General features: G+C 73.1%; 10 protein-coding genes. 3 read left to right on the forward strand and 7 right to left on the reverse strand.

Annotation, left to right across the window (positions count from 1 at the left end):
• Positions 1–12: 12 nt before the first annotated feature.
• From ACFT4A_RS28850 to ftsE, 3 genes are all read right to left on the reverse strand, one after another.
• Complete coding sequence (locus ACFT4A_RS28850) at positions 13–1,182, reverse strand: S41 family peptidase (protein ID WP_382835477.1); 1,170 nt, start codon at positions 1,180–1,182, stop codon at positions 13–15.
• Between the two features lie 68 nt (positions 1,183–1,250).
• Positions 1,251–2,168, reverse strand: coding sequence for a permease-like cell division protein FtsX (ftsX, locus tag ACFT4A_RS28855; protein WP_382835479.1), 918 nt, complete (start codon positions 2,166–2,168; stop codon positions 1,251–1,253).
• Positions 2,169–2,207: 39 nt separating this feature from the next.
• On the reverse strand, positions 2,208–2,897 hold the full coding sequence (ftsE, locus tag ACFT4A_RS28860) for a cell division ATP-binding protein FtsE (protein ID WP_184593314.1): 690 nt from the start codon (positions 2,895–2,897) through the stop codon (positions 2,208–2,210).
• A gap of 248 nt (positions 2,898–3,145) precedes the next feature.
• On the opposite strand from ftsE, the gene ACFT4A_RS28865 reads away from it, so the two are divergent.
• Entirely contained in the window at positions 3,146–3,337 is a 192-nt protein-coding gene (locus tag ACFT4A_RS28865; protein WP_382835484.1) for a hypothetical protein, read from the forward strand.
• Positions 3,338–3,487: 150 nt separating this feature from the next.
• Here the strand turns inward: ACFT4A_RS28865 and ACFT4A_RS28870 are convergent, their stop codons facing one another.
• From ACFT4A_RS28870 to ACFT4A_RS28885, 4 genes are all read right to left on the reverse strand, one after another.
• A complete protein-coding gene (locus tag ACFT4A_RS28870; RefSeq protein ID WP_382835487.1) occupies positions 3,488–4,111 on the reverse strand; it encodes a hypothetical protein in 624 nt (207 codons plus the stop codon).
• A gap of 288 nt (positions 4,112–4,399) precedes the next feature.
• A complete protein-coding gene (gene prfB, locus ACFT4A_RS28875; protein WP_189723994.1) occupies positions 4,400–5,506 on the reverse strand; it encodes a peptide chain release factor 2 in 1,107 nt (368 codons plus the stop codon).
• Positions 5,507–5,563: 57 nt separating this feature from the next.
• Complete coding sequence (locus tag ACFT4A_RS28880) at positions 5,564–6,811, reverse strand: serine/threonine-protein kinase (protein ID WP_382835490.1); 1,248 nt, start codon at positions 6,809–6,811, stop codon at positions 5,564–5,566.
• Positions 6,812–6,933: 122 nt separating this feature from the next.
• Positions 6,934–8,634 (reverse strand): serine/threonine-protein kinase, encoded by a 1,701-nt coding sequence (locus ACFT4A_RS28885; protein WP_382835493.1) that lies wholly within the window; start codon positions 8,632–8,634, stop codon positions 6,934–6,936.
• 364 nt (positions 8,635–8,998) lie between these two features.
• Between ACFT4A_RS28885 and ACFT4A_RS28890 the strand changes: the two genes are divergently transcribed.
• Together ACFT4A_RS28890 and ACFT4A_RS28895 are read left to right on the forward strand one after the other, a co-directional pair.
• The gene (locus ACFT4A_RS28890) at positions 8,999–13,024 is read left to right on the forward strand and encodes an FHA domain-containing protein (protein WP_382835495.1); all 4,026 of its coding nucleotides are present in this window, start codon (positions 8,999–9,001) and stop codon (positions 13,022–13,024) included.
• A 200-nt stretch (positions 13,025–13,224) separates the two neighbouring features.
• Entirely contained in the window at positions 13,225–14,637 is a 1,413-nt protein-coding gene (locus tag ACFT4A_RS28895) for an ABC transporter substrate-binding protein (protein ID WP_382835499.1), read from the forward strand.

Here is a 14,637-nt window from a genome sequence, read left to right on the forward strand (position 1 = left end):
GCCATTTTCGCACTACGAGGGGGGTCCGAGGCCAGTCAATACTGTCTCGGCCCGCCTCTCGGCACCGTCCTCGACCTCCAGGTCCGGTGTGATGCCCCGGCCGTCGACCCCCCGGCCGGAGGGGGTGCGGTAGTGCCCGACGGTCAGCTCCGCGACGGAGCCGTCGGGCAGCCGGCTCGGCATCTGGACCGAGCCCTTGCCGAAGGTGCGGGAGCCCACGACGAGGGCCCGTCCGCGGTCCTGGACAGCGCCGGTGAGAAGCTCGGCCGCGCTCATCGTCCCGCCGTCGACGAGCGCGACCAGGGGTCTCGTCGTGTCGCCGCCGGGGTCGGCGTGCAGGGCGCGCTGTTCGCCGTCGACGTCGTAGGTGGCGACCAGGCCGCCGTCGAGGAAGGCGGAGGCGGCGGTGACGGCCTCGGTGACCAGGCCGCCGGAGTTGGCGCGCAGGTCGAGGACGATGCCGGCGCCGCGCGGGGCCTGCCGGACGGCCTCGCGGATCCTGTCGCCGGAGCCCTTGGTGAAGGTGTCGACCCTGATGACGGTGACCGCACCGGCGGCTTCCCGGACGGTGACCGGGTCCGTGGACAGCCGGGCCCGGCGCAGGGTCTCGCTCCACGCGCGCGTGCCGCGCTCCAGGCCGAGGCGGACGGTGGTGCCGGCGGTGGCCTCGGTGGCGTCCCCGCGCAGTAAGGAGACGACCTCGGTGACGGGCCGCCCGTCGGTCTTCTCGCCGTCGACGCTGCGCAGCAGGTCTCCGGGGCGGATCCCGGCGGTGGCCGCGGGCGAACCGGAGCGCACCTTGGTCACCTCGATCCGGCCGTCCCGTCCGCTGCGGGCCCACAGCCCGACGCCGGTGTACTGGCCGTCGAGGGACTCCTCGAACTCCTCGTACTCGCCCTGGGAGTAGACGGCGCCCCAGCGGTCCCCGCTGCGGCTGACCGCGCGCTTCGCGGCCTCCATCGGGGACTTGCCGTCGGCCATGGCCTCCTCGGCGGCCCGGGCGACAGCGGCGTGGCGCCCGGCCGGGGTGGCCGAACGGACCTCGTCCGGAGCGGACTTCCGGTCGGCCTGCGGGAGGGACCCGGTGGCCGCGCCGGCGACGAGCACGCTCGTGAAGAGCAAGGTCAGGGCCGCCCCGCGGCGGATGCGACGGGGCTGACAGAACGGGTCACGACCTGACATGCCGGTGAGTCTAGGACAAGGGGAAGGGCCGTACGGTCGGTTGACCGCACGGCCCCTGTTGGCATGTGTCACACCTTCAAGTACTTGCGCAGCGCGAAGAACGCGGCCAACGCGGGCATCAGCAGACTCGTCGCGAGGATGAGCGGCAGCTTGGTCAGGACCGCGTCCCAGCCGATGAAGTTGATCAGATTCAGCTTCTCGGACAGCGCCAGACCGTGGTCGATGATGAAGTACCGCGCGACCACCAGGAACCCGCAGGCGACCGTCCCGCCGATGAGCCCGGCGACCGCGGCCTCCATGATGAACGGCGCCTGGATGTAGAAGCCCGAGGCTCCGACCAGGCGCATGATGCCGGTCTCGCGCCGCCGGCTGAACGCCGAGACGCGCACGGTGTTGACGATCAGCATCAGCGCGACGACGAGCATCAGCGCCATCACCGCCCGCGCCGCCCAGTTCATGCCGTTGAGCAGACCGAACAGATTGTCCAGAATACCCTTTTGGTCCTGAACGGACTGCACGCCGTCCCGCCCGTCGAAGGCGGTCGCGATGACCTGGTACTTCTGCGGGTCCTTCAGCTTGATGCGGTACGACTCCTGCATCTGGTCCGGCGTGAGGGAGCTGGCCAGCGGGGAGTCGCCGAACTGCTCCTTGTAGTGCTTGTACGCCGCGTCCTGCGACTCGTACGTGACCTTCTCGACCACGCCCATCTTGTCGAGGTCGGTGTTGATCTGCTTCTTCTGGTCCTCGGTCACCGCGCCCTTGGCGCAGTTGGGGTCGGACTCGGCGTCGCTCTTGTTGCAGAGGAAGACCGAGACGTTGACCTTGTCGTACCAGTAGCCCTTCATGGTGTTGACCTGGTCACTCATCAGGAGCGACCCGCCGAACAGGGCGAGCGACAGGGCGACGGAGACGATGACGGCGAAGGTCATCGTCAGATTGCGGCGGAGACCGACGCCGATCTCCGACAGGACGAACTGGGCGCGCATGGCGTCTGGTTATGCCTTTCCGTGATCTAGGGTGCGGTCTCAGTGCTGGTAGCCGTAGACACCGCGGGCCTGGTCGCGGACGAGGCGGCCCTTCTCCAGTTCGATGACGCGCTTGCGCATCTGGTCGACGATGTTCTGGTCGTGCGTGGCCATCACCACGGTGGTGCCCGTCCGGTTGATGCGGTCGAGCAGCTTCATGATGCCGACGGAGGTCTGCGGGTCGAGGTTGCCGGTGGGCTCGTCGGCGATGAGCAGCTTGGGACGGTTGACGAAGGCCCGCGCGATGGCGACGCGCTGCTGCTCACCACCGGACAGCTCGCCGGGCATCCGGTCGTCCTTGCCGCCGAGCCCGACGAGGTCGAGCACCTGCGGTACGGACTTGCGGATCTCGCCGCGCGACTTGCCGATGACCTCCTGCGCGAAGGCGACGTTCTCGCCGACCGTCTTGTTCGGCAGCAGGCGGAAGTCCTGGAAGACCGTCCCCAGCTGGCGCCGCATCTGCGGCACCTTCCAGTTGGAGAGGCGCGCGAGGTCCTTCCCCAGGACGTGCACCTGCCCGTGGCTGCACCGCTCCTCGCGGAGGATCAGCCGCAGGAAGGTGGACTTTCCGGAGCCGGAGGACCCCACGAGGAAGACGAACTCGCCCTTCTCGACCTCCAGGGAGACATCCCTGAGGGCGGGGCGGGTCTGCTTGGGGTAGACCTTGGAGACATTGTCGAATCGGATCACGGATGCACCACGGGTCGCCGGGGGTAGATGAGCGTGACCATACGCGAACCGGGGAGGGCGGCGCAGTCACCGACCGTGGTTGCGCCATGGATGTTCCGTTTTGTGCCGACCCCCGAGGGGTGCGATGCGCCACCACCTCTTCGTCGGCGACCGCGCACCCCGCGGAGGAACCTGGCAAAGTGGAGAGGGGAACATTCCCGCCCCCGCACACGTTGGACACGTGGAACCGTCGCAAGGAGGGCACGCGCATGACGTACGACCGGCTGGTGTGCGCGAACTGCGCGGCCCCCGTCAGCGAGGGCCGCTGCCCCGTGTGCCGCGCGAACCGCGAGCGCCTGCAGCAGGAGAACTTCCTCGCGAACCTCAACCCCATGGCGCTGATCGCCCTGCTGACGATCCTGATCGCGGCCGTGGCCCTGCTGGCCCACCAGACCGCGTAGCGGCGCGACCGGAAGACCCGGAAGCCCGAAGACCCGGAAGCCCCCCGAGGACGTAGGCGAAGGCGAAGGACAAGACCGAGGGCCCGGAGCATTTCGCTCCGGGCCCTCGGCGTCACGCTGTGCCTACGGTCCGTACGGACACGGCCACCGTCAGGCGGCGGCCCCGCCGCGGCCGCCCACGAGGCGCGGCAGGAGGCGGAAGCCGACACCGCCGGCGATCATCGTGGCGGCGCCGATCACCAGGAAGGTGGTCTGCGCGGCACCCGTCTCGGCGAGCTCCGCGCCGTTGCCCTGGGCCTGAGCCTGGCCCTGCGGGGCCGCCGGGGTGGAGTCCGAGCCGGTGTCCGTGAGGGAGGAGGAGCCCTCCTCCTGCGGGGAGGTGCCGCCGTCGGGGTCGGTGTTGTTGCCGCCGCCGTTGTTGCCACCGTTGCCGTTGCCGCCGTTGCCGTTCCCGTTGCCCGGGTCGGTCGGCGCGTCGGTCGGGTCCTCGGTCGGCTCGGTGGGCTCGTCCGTGGGCTCGGTGGGCTCGTCGGTGGGCTCCTCGGTCGACGGCGGGTCGGTCGGGAGGTCCGTCGGGACGTCGGTGGGGATGTCCGTGGGGACATCCGTCGGCGTCGGGGTCGGAGTGGGCGACTCGTCGGCGCACAGGATGCCGAGCAGGCAGTCCTCGGCCTCCGCGGCGGATGCGGCACCGGCGGCGGTCAGCGAGGCACCGGCCGCGATCACGGCGCCGGCCGCTATCCGTGCGACACGGATCCGCGTCTTCTTCGTCATGTGGTTGCTACCCCCAGTAGCTCGTCAGTGAGGCAGGGCTCGGGGCTGCGATCGACAGGGCGGCTGCGGTGAAGGAGCCCCCCGGTTCACATGCGCCCCAGAGACACGCATGCCGCGCTTTACCCTTCCCATTTTTCAAGAACACGTCAAGGGCGTTTGCGGGCGCCATGTCCAACTCTGGGGGCTATGCGGAGAGTCGAACTCTGTGAGTGTGATGTAAAAGCCAGACAAGCGGGCACAGAAAAGGCAACTGCCGAACGCGCATCGGCAGTTGCCTTGTCGACAAACTTACTTCTCCTGCTGCTTGCGCCAGCGAATTCCGGCCTCCAGGAACCCGTCGATCTCACCGTTGAACACGGCCTCGGGGTTGCCGACCTCGCACTCGGTGCGCAGGTCCTTGACCATCTGGTACGGGTGCAGCACGTACGAACGCATCTGGTTGCCCCAGGAGTTGCCGCCGTCGCCCTTGAGGGCGTCCATCTTGGCCTGCTCCTCCTGGCGGCGCCGCTCCAGCAGCTTGGCCTGGAGCACGTTCATGGCCGTCGCCTTGTTCTGGATCTGCGAGCGCTCGTTCTGGCAGGAGACGACGATGCCGGTGGGGATGTGGGTGAGGCGCACCGCGGAGTCGGTGGTGTTGACGCCCTGGCCGCCGGGGCCGGACGAGCGGTACACGTCGACGCGCAGTTCGGACTCGTCGATCTCGATGTGGTCGGTCTGCTCGACCACGGGGAGGACCTCGACGCCCGCGAAGGAGGTCTGGCGGCGCCCCTGGTTGTCGAAGGGCGAGATGCGCACGAGCCGGTGCGTGCCCTGCTCGACGGAGAGCGTGCCGTACGCGTAGGGCGCCTGGACGGCGAAGGTGGTCGACTTGATGCCGGCCTCCTCCGCGTACGACGTCTCGTAGATCTCGGTCTTGTAGCCGCGCTGCTCGGCCCACCGCAGGTACATGCGCTGGAGCTTCTCGGCGAAGTCGGCGGCGTCGACGCCGCCGGCCTCGGCGCGGATGTTCACCAGGGCCTCACGGGAGTCGTACTCGCCGGAGAGGAGGGTGCGGACCTCCATCTCGTCCAGCGCCTTCTTCACGGCCGTGAGCTCGGACTCGGCCTCGGCGCGGGTGTCCGGGTCGTCCTCCTCCTCGGCCATCTCGAAGAGGACGCCCAGGTCGTCGAGGCGACCGCGCAGGGCCTCGGCCTTGCGCACCTCGGCCTGGAGGTGGGACAGCTTGCTGGTGATCTTCTGCGCCTCATCGGGGTTGTCCCACAGGGACGGCGCGGCCGCCTGCTCCTCGAGCACGGCGATGTCTGCCCTCATCTTGTCGAGGTCCAGAACGGCCTCGATCGACTCCATGGTCGAGGAGAGGGACTTGAGCTCTTCGGATACATCGACGACTGCCACGCCTCCAGCGTAACGGCTCCGCCCGGCGGCCATCGCCGGGCGGGCAGGGCCGACAGGTCAGGGCGACTGTGGGGCCGAGTTCCTTGTGTCCTGGGGAGGGGGGCTTGTGTCGTCGTCCGAGGTGGACAGCCACGCGCCGACGCCGATCGCGGCTGCCAGGGCGATCGCGGCCGCGCCCAGGGCCACGCGGCGGCGGCGGGCGGCGGCGCGGTTGCGGGCCGAGCCGGGGCGGGGGGTACCGGGGGTGCGGGGGGCGCGGGCCGTGCCGTGGGCGCCGCCGGCCAGTTCGTCGGGGGCGGGGACGCGCATCGAGGTGTGGGTGTCGCGGTTGGAGTCGGCCGGTTTCGCGCCGGGGACGAGGGGGACCGCACCGCGCCGCCGGATCCGTTCCCCGGAAGGGGCCGGGCCCGCCGGCTGCTCCTCCCGGTCGGCCTCCTCCTCGGACTCCGGGTCGGGCTCGTCCACCTCCAGCGGCGGCATGCCCGCCAGCATCGGCAGCAGCTCCCGCAGTCGCGCCCCGAGCTCCGAGGCCCGCAGCCGTGAGGCCGGCGCCTTGGCCAGGCACTGCACGAGCAGTTGCCACAGCTCGTCGGGGATGCCGGGCAGCGGGACGACCGTCTCCGTGACGTGCCGGCGCAGGACCGCGCCCGGATGGCCGCCGCCGAACGGAGTGAAGCCCGCGAGCAGCTCGTAGAGCACCGTGGCGAGCGCGTAGATGTCGACGGACGCGCGCGGGGGCAGGCCCTCGACGATCTCCGGGGCGAGGTAGTCCGGCGTGCCGATGATCTTCGTGGCCTTGGTCCGGCGCGGGGTGTCGATGAGCTTCGCCACGCCGAAGTCGGTCAGCAGCGCGCGGTGGGAACCGCCGGGGCCGAGCGGGCCCTGCATGTCCAGGAGCACGTTCTCCGGCTTCACGTCCCGGTGCACGACGCCCGCCGCGTGCGCGGCCGCCAGCCCGTCGGCGATGTCCGCCGCGATCGCCACGGCCGCCTCGGGCGGCAGCCGGCGTTCCCGCTCCAGCCGGGTCCGCAGATCCGTACCGCGGACGAGGTCCATGACCAGCGCCAGGTCGTTGCCGTCCACCACCAGGTCGCGCACGGACACGACATGCGGATGCTCCAGGCCGAGCAGCGCCGTCCGCTCCTGCACGAAGCGTCCGACGAGTTCCTGGTCGGACGCGAGGTCCTCGCGCAGCAGCTTGACGGCGACCGGGCCCTCGGGCCCCTCGCCCAGCCACACCGTGCCGGCGCTGCCCCGCCCCAGGATCTGGTGGGCGGTGTACCGGCTGCCGATCTTCCGTGCCAAGGCTGCTCCTACCGACGCGTGTTGTCGCTAAAACTACGCGCAGGAAGAGCCAACCTTCACCGCCCGGGCGGAAATCACCCGCCAGGTGTCGACAAATCACCAACCCCGCATGGCGGTTCGGGTCAGTTCCCGCCCGAACTCCCGCCGAGCTTCTCGATCCAGCCCGTCACCGTGCCGAACCAGTCGGTGAGCTGGTCCCAGTAGCCCTTGCCGGTGCCGATCCACTCCTGGAGCGGGCTCAGTTCCCAGATCAGCCAGCCGGCGACGAACAGGATGACGATCGTGAAGAGGCAGCCCTTCAGACAGCCGAGCCCGGGGATCCGCATCGGGTTGGCGCTGCGCTGCCGCGGCTGCCGGGGCTCGCGCTGCGGCCGCTGGGGCTGCTGGGGCTGCTGCGGCTGAGGAGGCGGCGGGGGCGGGGCGTAGCGCTGCGGCTGCTGGGCCTGATGCTGCGGGGCGTACTGCTGGGGCTGCTGCTGCGGATGGCCGTAGCCGGGTCCGGGCGGGGGCTGGTGCCCTCGCTGCGGAGGCTGCTGCGGCCGGGCGACCTGGCGCTGGGGGCGGCGGCGCAGCGGGTCCTGCCCCGGGTCGAGGTAGTTCTGGACCTGCGTCTGCTCGTTGCGGTCGCGGGCGGCCCGCAGCTGGTTCTGCCAGGGGTGCGGGTCCTCGGGCCCGCCGCCCTGGCCCTGCTGACCGGGGTGGCCGGGCGACCCCGGCGGGACCGGGGGCATGACGGCGGTCGGGTCGGCCGCGCCCCGGTGGGGCATGACCGAGGTGGGGTCGCCGGCGCCGGCCGGGCCGCCGGTGTGCGGCATGACGCTGGTCGCCGCGTTCGGGTCGTACGAACCCGCGCCCTGCGGGAGGACCTGGGTGGGGTCGGCCTGGCCGGACATGTCCGGCACGGGCGCGGGCGCCGGGTCGGGCGCCAGGAGCATGCCGACGCCCTCGGCGGCGGCGATCTGCGCGGAGTTCGCGTGCACGCCGATGCCCTCGGCGACGACGCGCAGGCCGCGGGCGAGGTTCTCGGCGCTGGGCCGCTCGTCCGGGTTCTTGCGCAGACAGCGCTCGATGACCGTCCACAGCGGGTCCGGGACCGTGGAGGGGCGGCGCGGCTCGGCGCTCAGGTGCTGGTGCAGCACCTCGAGGGCGGAGCCGCCGGCGAACGGCGGACGGCCGGTGACCAGCTCGTACATCAGGATGCCGGCGCCGTAGATGTCCACGGCGGAGGTCTGCGGACGGCCCTCGGCTCCCTCGGGCGCGACGTACGCGGGGGTGCCGACGAACTCCTGGGTGCGGGTCAGCCCCGGGGAGTCCGCGAGGCGGGCGATGCCGAAGTCGGTCAGCAGCGGGTGCATCCGGCCGTCGTACTGCTGGAGCAGGACGTTCGCCGGCTTGAGGTCGCGGTGGACGACGCCGTCGGCATGGCTGGCGGCGAGCGCGTCCGCGATCTGGGCGGTGAGCAGGGCCGCGGCGACGGGGCTGAAGGGGCCGTTCTCGCGCAGGTAGTGGTGCAGGTCGGGGCCCTCGACGAGGTCCATGACCAGGGCCAGCAGATCGCCCTCGACCACCAGGTCACGGACCCGGACGATGTTCGGGTGGGTCAGCCGGAGCAGGACGGAGCGCTCCCGGAGGAACCGCATCACGACGTCCGCGTCGTTGGCCAGCTCCTCCTTGAGGACCTTGATGGCGACGGTCTCGCCGGGCTGTCCCGGCACGGCCGCCTCGGCGCCCGCGGTCTCGCGCTGGCGGGCTCGCCAGACGGTGCCCGTGGCGCCGCGTCCGAGCGGCTCCTCGAGCAGGTACTTGCTGCCTACCGGCCGCACGTCATGCGCTCCCTGCTGCTTGCCTTGCCTGCTGGCCTGTGTCCGACCCACTGTAGTGCCGCGATGCCGGGGACCGGAGTGTCAGCTTTCTGTGGGTCTTACGTAGCCGTTCTCACATCCGTTCGAAGCGAAGACGCTCACCTCGGTCTTGTGGTTGCCGATAACGAACGTGACTGATCTCAAGACGTCGCCTGTGGGTCATCTCTCAGGCACTTTTGCGGGCAGAGCCGACCAATCAAGATCACCTTTTCCCGAGCGAGGGGCGCGGTGTCAGTGGCAGGTGCGAGGATGCCTGCAGTATTGGCCGACGTGCTGGGGCGGGGTGGGGGACTCCGCGCCCGGGCAGAAGGGACCGCTGACGGCGATGCAGATCCGGCTGACCGTCGTAGACCCGCTGGGCCCGTCGGCGCCGGCGCAGGGCCGTGCCCCACGCAGCGACGTGCTGGTGACGGCGCCCGCCGGTACGGCGCTCGCGGCGGTGGCCTCGGGGCTCGCCCAGGTGGTCTCCGGCGGCGACGGCTCGGGCACGGTGGTGCTGTACGCCGGGGAGCAGCGGCTCGACGCCCAGCGCTGCACGCTCGGCGAGCCCCCGCTGACCGACGGCGCGGTGCTGTCCGTGGGCGCGCCGGGCGAGCCGGAGCCGCACCCCGAGCTGGACGACGCCCCGGCCCAGCTCCAGGTGGTCGCCGGCCCCGACGCCGGCGGCGTCCATCTGCTGCACGGCGGCGAGATCCGCATCGGCCGCTCCGCCGACGCCGACGTGCCCCTCGACGACCCGGACGTCTCGCGGCTGCACTGCACGGTGACCGTGGGCGCCGACGGCCGCGTCGCGGTCGCCGACCTGGACTCCACGAACGGCACGACGCTGGACGGCAGGCCGGTGAGCGGCCGCGCGGTCCGGTTCGCCCCCGGGGCGCTGCTGCGGATCGGCGAGTCGGCCCTGCGGCTGGCTCCCGCCGGAGGACCGGGCGCCCGGGTCGGTACCACGCCGGACGGGGAGGGCCACGTGCGCGTGCCGGACCCTGCCGGGGACGACGGCTCGGCGGCCCGCCCGCACGCGACGAACCCGACGCCGGCCGGGCCTTCCGGTCCTACGCGGCATGCCTACGGCTCGGCGGGTTGGGGCACGCCCGGCGCGACCGGGCAGGGCTCGGGCGACCCGGGCGTGGTGCCGGGGCAGGGCGGGGCGCCCCGGGTGGAGAGCCGGGGTGCGGAGGGGGCCGGGCCGGTTGGGCTCGGGGCGTACCCGGGGGCCGAGCAGGCCAGGCCGGGCACCGGTGGGCGTGGGCGGCGGGTCTCACGGGCCCCGGGAAGCACGGCTTCGGCAGGCTTCCCCGACGACTCCGGGCGTGCTTCCGCCCGTGAAGGGACGCGCCCGGCCTCTCCGGACGGCGTGGCCCGACCGCCCCGGCAGCGCGGCGCCGCCGACGGCTCGTCGCCCATGGCCTCACCCGACGGCCCGTCCCACGCCTCCCGGCAGCACGACGCGTCGTCGCAGGCGGGCCTCGGCGACGGCGACACCCATGCGGGGCGCTTCGGAGCAGCGGGGGCGCCGGGCGGACAGGTCGCCGGGGGCGGGGCGCACTGCGGTGGCGGGGCGTACGGCGGTAGCGGGGCGCACGGCGGTGGCGGGGCAGTCGCCGGCCGTGGGGCACGCGCCGAGGACGGGACACACCCCGGAGGCGGGACACACCCCGGAGGCGGGGCATACGCCGAGGGCGGGACGCACGGCGGTGGCGGGGCGGTCGCCGACCGTCGGGGCCGCGCCGACGACGGGGCTTACGCCGGTGGCGGGGCTGACCGCACCGGTGGGGCCTTCGGCACCGGGCCTCGTGGTGGAGCCGTCGACGGGTCGGCCTCCTCGGACGCCGGGCAGGGACGGGACGGTCGCTCCGGTGGCGGCCCGCGTCGGGGCACCCCGGCCGGACACCCCGACGCACGACGAGACGCTCGCCCCGATCGCGGCCCCGGGCAGGGCACCCCGGCCGGACACCCTGACGCCGGACGAAACGCTCACCCCGGACAGGACACCCCGGCCGGCACCCCGGGCGAGCCCTCCGGGCGCGGACGTAAAGGCACTCCCCTCCGCGGCACCGACATACCCCAAGGGACCCGCAGGCGGGGCGGTATCGGGGCCTGGGCTCGGCGGCTGGCCGGAGGGCGTGGGGAGCAGGGGCCGGACCCGCGCGAGGTGTACGAGGACGAGCCGGCCGGCGGGGCGGCGGAGCGGTCGGCCGTCGCGCCGGCGGTGCCGGAGACCTGGCCGGATCCGGCCACCCTGCTGCTGACGGCACTGGGTCCCGGGCCCCGGCTCTGGGAGCGCGGTCCGGGTCACCCGGAGGCGCTCGCGGTGCGTCTCGGCACGGCCGACCGGGCGGTGCCGGACGGCTCGGGCCTGCTGCCCGCGGTGCCGGTGACCGCCGGGCTGCGCGAGGCCGGCGCGCTGGGTCTGGCCGGACCGCGGACACGGCTCGGCGGGCTGGCCCGTGCCCTGCTGGCCCAGCTCACCGCGCTGCACTCCCCCGACATGCTGGAGATCGTCCTGATCGCCGCGGACCGCTCCCGCCCGCTGGAGGAGCGCACCGCCGAGTGGTCCTGGCTGGGCTGGCTGCCGCATGTCCGGCCCGGGCACGGCCAGGACTGCCGGCTGCTCCTCGCCCACGACCGGGAACAGGCCGCGGCCCGCGCCGACGAGCTCCTCCGCCGCCTGGAGGACCAGTTGGCCGAGGCGGGGGCGGGGAGCACCGACCCCGTCACCGGCCACCCGGCCCCCGACGACGGTCCTGATAGGGACGCCGTCCCCTTCCCCGGCCCGTTCACCGTGCTCGTCGTGGACGGCGACCCCGGCGGGGCCGATCTGCGCGAGGCCGTGGCGCGGCTGGCGGCGGAGGGCCCGCGGGCCGGTATCCACGTGGTGTGTCTGGCCGAGACGCCCGCCGCCTCCCCGGCCTCGCCGGTGACGGAGACGTACGAGGCGGCCTGCGCGGTGTCGCCGACGTTCCGGCAGTGCGGCGCGGTCGCGCTGCTCAGCGGGGACGTGGCGACGGCGCTGCGGCTGATGCGCGTGGCCCGGGCCGGAGCGGGCTCCGCACCGGCCGGTCACGGCACCGTCGCCACCGTCGACGCCGTCTCCCCCGCCTGGGCCGAGCGCTTCGCGCGGGCGCTGGCGCCCCTGCGGACGGACGCGGCGACGAGTGAGCGGCAGCCGCGCGTCTCCGCGCCCCTGCCCCAGGCGGCCCGGCTGCTGGACGAACTGGGCCTGGCCCGGGCCACCCCGGCGTCGCTGATGGCACGTTGGGCGGACGCGGCCGACGACGCGGACGCGCTGGGCGGCCGGGTGCGCGCGGTGCTGGGCGCCGGGCCGCGCGGCCCGGTCGGCGCGGACCTCGCGGCCCAGGGACCGCATCTGCTGATCGAGGGCCCGCCGGGCAGCGGCCGCACCGAGCTGCTGCGGGCGGTCGTCGCGTCCCTGGCCGCCGCCGAGCGGCCGGACCGCCTGGGCATCGTGCTGGTCGACGGCCGGGGCGGCCCCGGCCCCGCGGCGGGCTCGAGCGGCGGGCACGGCGAGGGACTGCGGGTGTGTACGGACGTACCGCATGTCACCACGCATCTCTCGGCCCACGACCCGGTCCGCATGCGGGAGTTCGCGCAGTCCCTGAGCGCCGAGCTGAAGCGGCGCGCCGAGCTGCTGGGCCGTTCGGACTTCACCGAGTGGCACAGCGGTCGCGAGCTGTCGGGCCGTATGGTCGCCCAGCGCACGGCCACGGCCCGGGGCGGCGCCCAGACCGAGGCCGGTGCCGGGGATCTCGACTCCCCGTCCAGCTCGACCATGCGGCTACGGCCCGGAGCGGCCCGGCGGCAGACGGAGGCGGCGTCGCCGCTGCCCCGGCTCGTCGTGGTCGTCGACGATCTGGACGCCCTGGTCTCCCCCGCGCTCGGCTCGACCGGGCGGCCCGCAGCCGGCTCGGTGATGCGCGCGCTGGAGGCCGTGGCCCGGGAGGGCGAGCGGCTGGGCGTCCACCTGGTGACGGCCTCCGGCCCCTGCCCCCGTACGGCGGAGACGGAACCGGCCCGCCGGGCCACCCTGCGCGTCAAGCTCGACACCCCGGCACCGGGTCCGGACGAGCCCGCGCCCGGCCGGGGCAGCCTGACCTGCGCGGACGGGCGGGTCACACCGCTGCAGGGCGGGCGGGTCACCGGCCGTATCCCCCGGACGGCGACCCTGCGCCCCACGGTCGTACCGCTGGAATGGCACCGCATGGGTGACCCTCCGGCCCGGCGCCCGGTGCGGGAACTCGGAAACGGCCCGACCGACCTGGCACTGTTGGCCAGCGCGCTGGAAAGGGCGGCGAGGGAGGTCTCGGCGGCAGAGGTGCCGTCCCTTCTGTAGCAGTCGCCGGCACGCGTACATGGCACTGGCCGGAAGCCGACCCTGCCCCGTGAACAGAGGGTTCAGCCCCTGGTCACGAGGGAGTCACGATCCCCCGCTCGACAGCCGACGCCATCTTGCCGCCCCCGCACACCCGGGCGTAGACCAGATCGCACGGGAGCGCGCTCGACGTTCGACGAGGAACGAAGAACGGGGCAGTCATGCGCATGACGAGCAGCACCATCCGGACACGCTGGTCGCCGAGGCACGACAAGGCGACCCCCCAGCACCGCAGAGCCGCCAAGGCCGCGGCCGCCGTCGCCGCGGGAGCGCTCGCGCTCTCGCTCACCGCCTGCGGAGGCGACGGCGACAGCGGCGGTGGAAACCAGGGCACCGCCGAGGAGACCGCCGACAACGTCACCCTGCCGAAGCTGGACGGGACGAGCCTGGAGATCGCCGCCGTGTGGAGCGGCACCGAACAGGCCAACTTCAAGAAGGTTCTGGCGGAGTTCGAGAAGCGCACGGGCGCCAAGGTCACGTTCGTGCCCGCCCAGGACCCGATCGTCAACTTCATCGGCTCGAAGGTGGCCGGCGGGCAGCCGCCGGACGTCGTGATGCTGCCGCAGCCGGGCGCCATCAAGCAGGCCGTCGACCGGGGCTGGGCCAAGCCGCTGGGCGCCGACGCCCTCAAGGAGCTCGGCGAGAACTACTCGCAGGGCTGGCAGGACATCGGCAAGGTGGGCGGCAAGCAGTACGGCGTCTACTACAAGGCCGCCAACAAGTCCCTGATCTGGTACAACAACCAGGTCTTCGAGAACGCGGGGGCCAGCGAGCCCGAGACCTGGCCGGATCTGCTCAACACCGCGCAGACGGTCTACGACTCCGGCGTCACCCCGTTCTCCGTCGGCGGCGCCGAGGGCTGGACGCTGACCGACTGGTTCGAGAACGTCTACCTCTCCCAGGCGGGCCCGGAGAAGTACGACCAGTTGGCCCAGCACGAGATCAAGTGGACGGACCCGTCCGTGAAGGACGCGCTGACCACGCTCGCGCAGGTCTGGGGCAAGCCGGACTACATCGCGGGCGGGGCGAACGGGGCGTTGCAGACCGACTTCCCGGCCTCCGTCACCCAGGTCTTCACCGGCGGGGACCAGCCCAAGGCCGCCATGGTCGCCGCGGGCGACTTCGCGCAGGTCAACATCCCCTCGAGCATGAAGGTCGGCACGGACGCGAAGGTGTTCCCGTTCCCGGCGGTCGGTGACAACGGGCCGGTGGTCTCGGGCGGCGACGCGGCCGTGATCCTGGAGGACTCGAAGGGGGCGCAGGCCCTGGCCACCTGGCTCGCCTCGCCCGACGCGGCCCAGATCCAGGCCAAGCTGGGCGGCTACCTCTCGCCGAACAAGAACGTGCCGAACTCCGCGTACCCGAACGCGGTGCAGCAGAAGATCGCCAAGGCGCTCATCGGCGCCGGCGACGACTTCCGCTTCGACATGTCCGACCAGACCCCGCAGGCCTTCGGCGGCACACCGGGCAAGGGCGAGTGGAAGATCCTGCAGGACTTCCTGAAGAGCCCGAAGGACATCGCGGGTACCCAGGCGAAGCTGGAGGCCGCAGCGGCCGCGGCCTACGGAGACTGA

Source organism: Streptomyces sp. NPDC057099 (assembly GCF_042671245.1).
Classification (GTDB): domain Bacteria; phylum Actinomycetota; class Actinomycetes; order Streptomycetales; family Streptomycetaceae; genus Streptomyces; species Streptomyces purpurascens.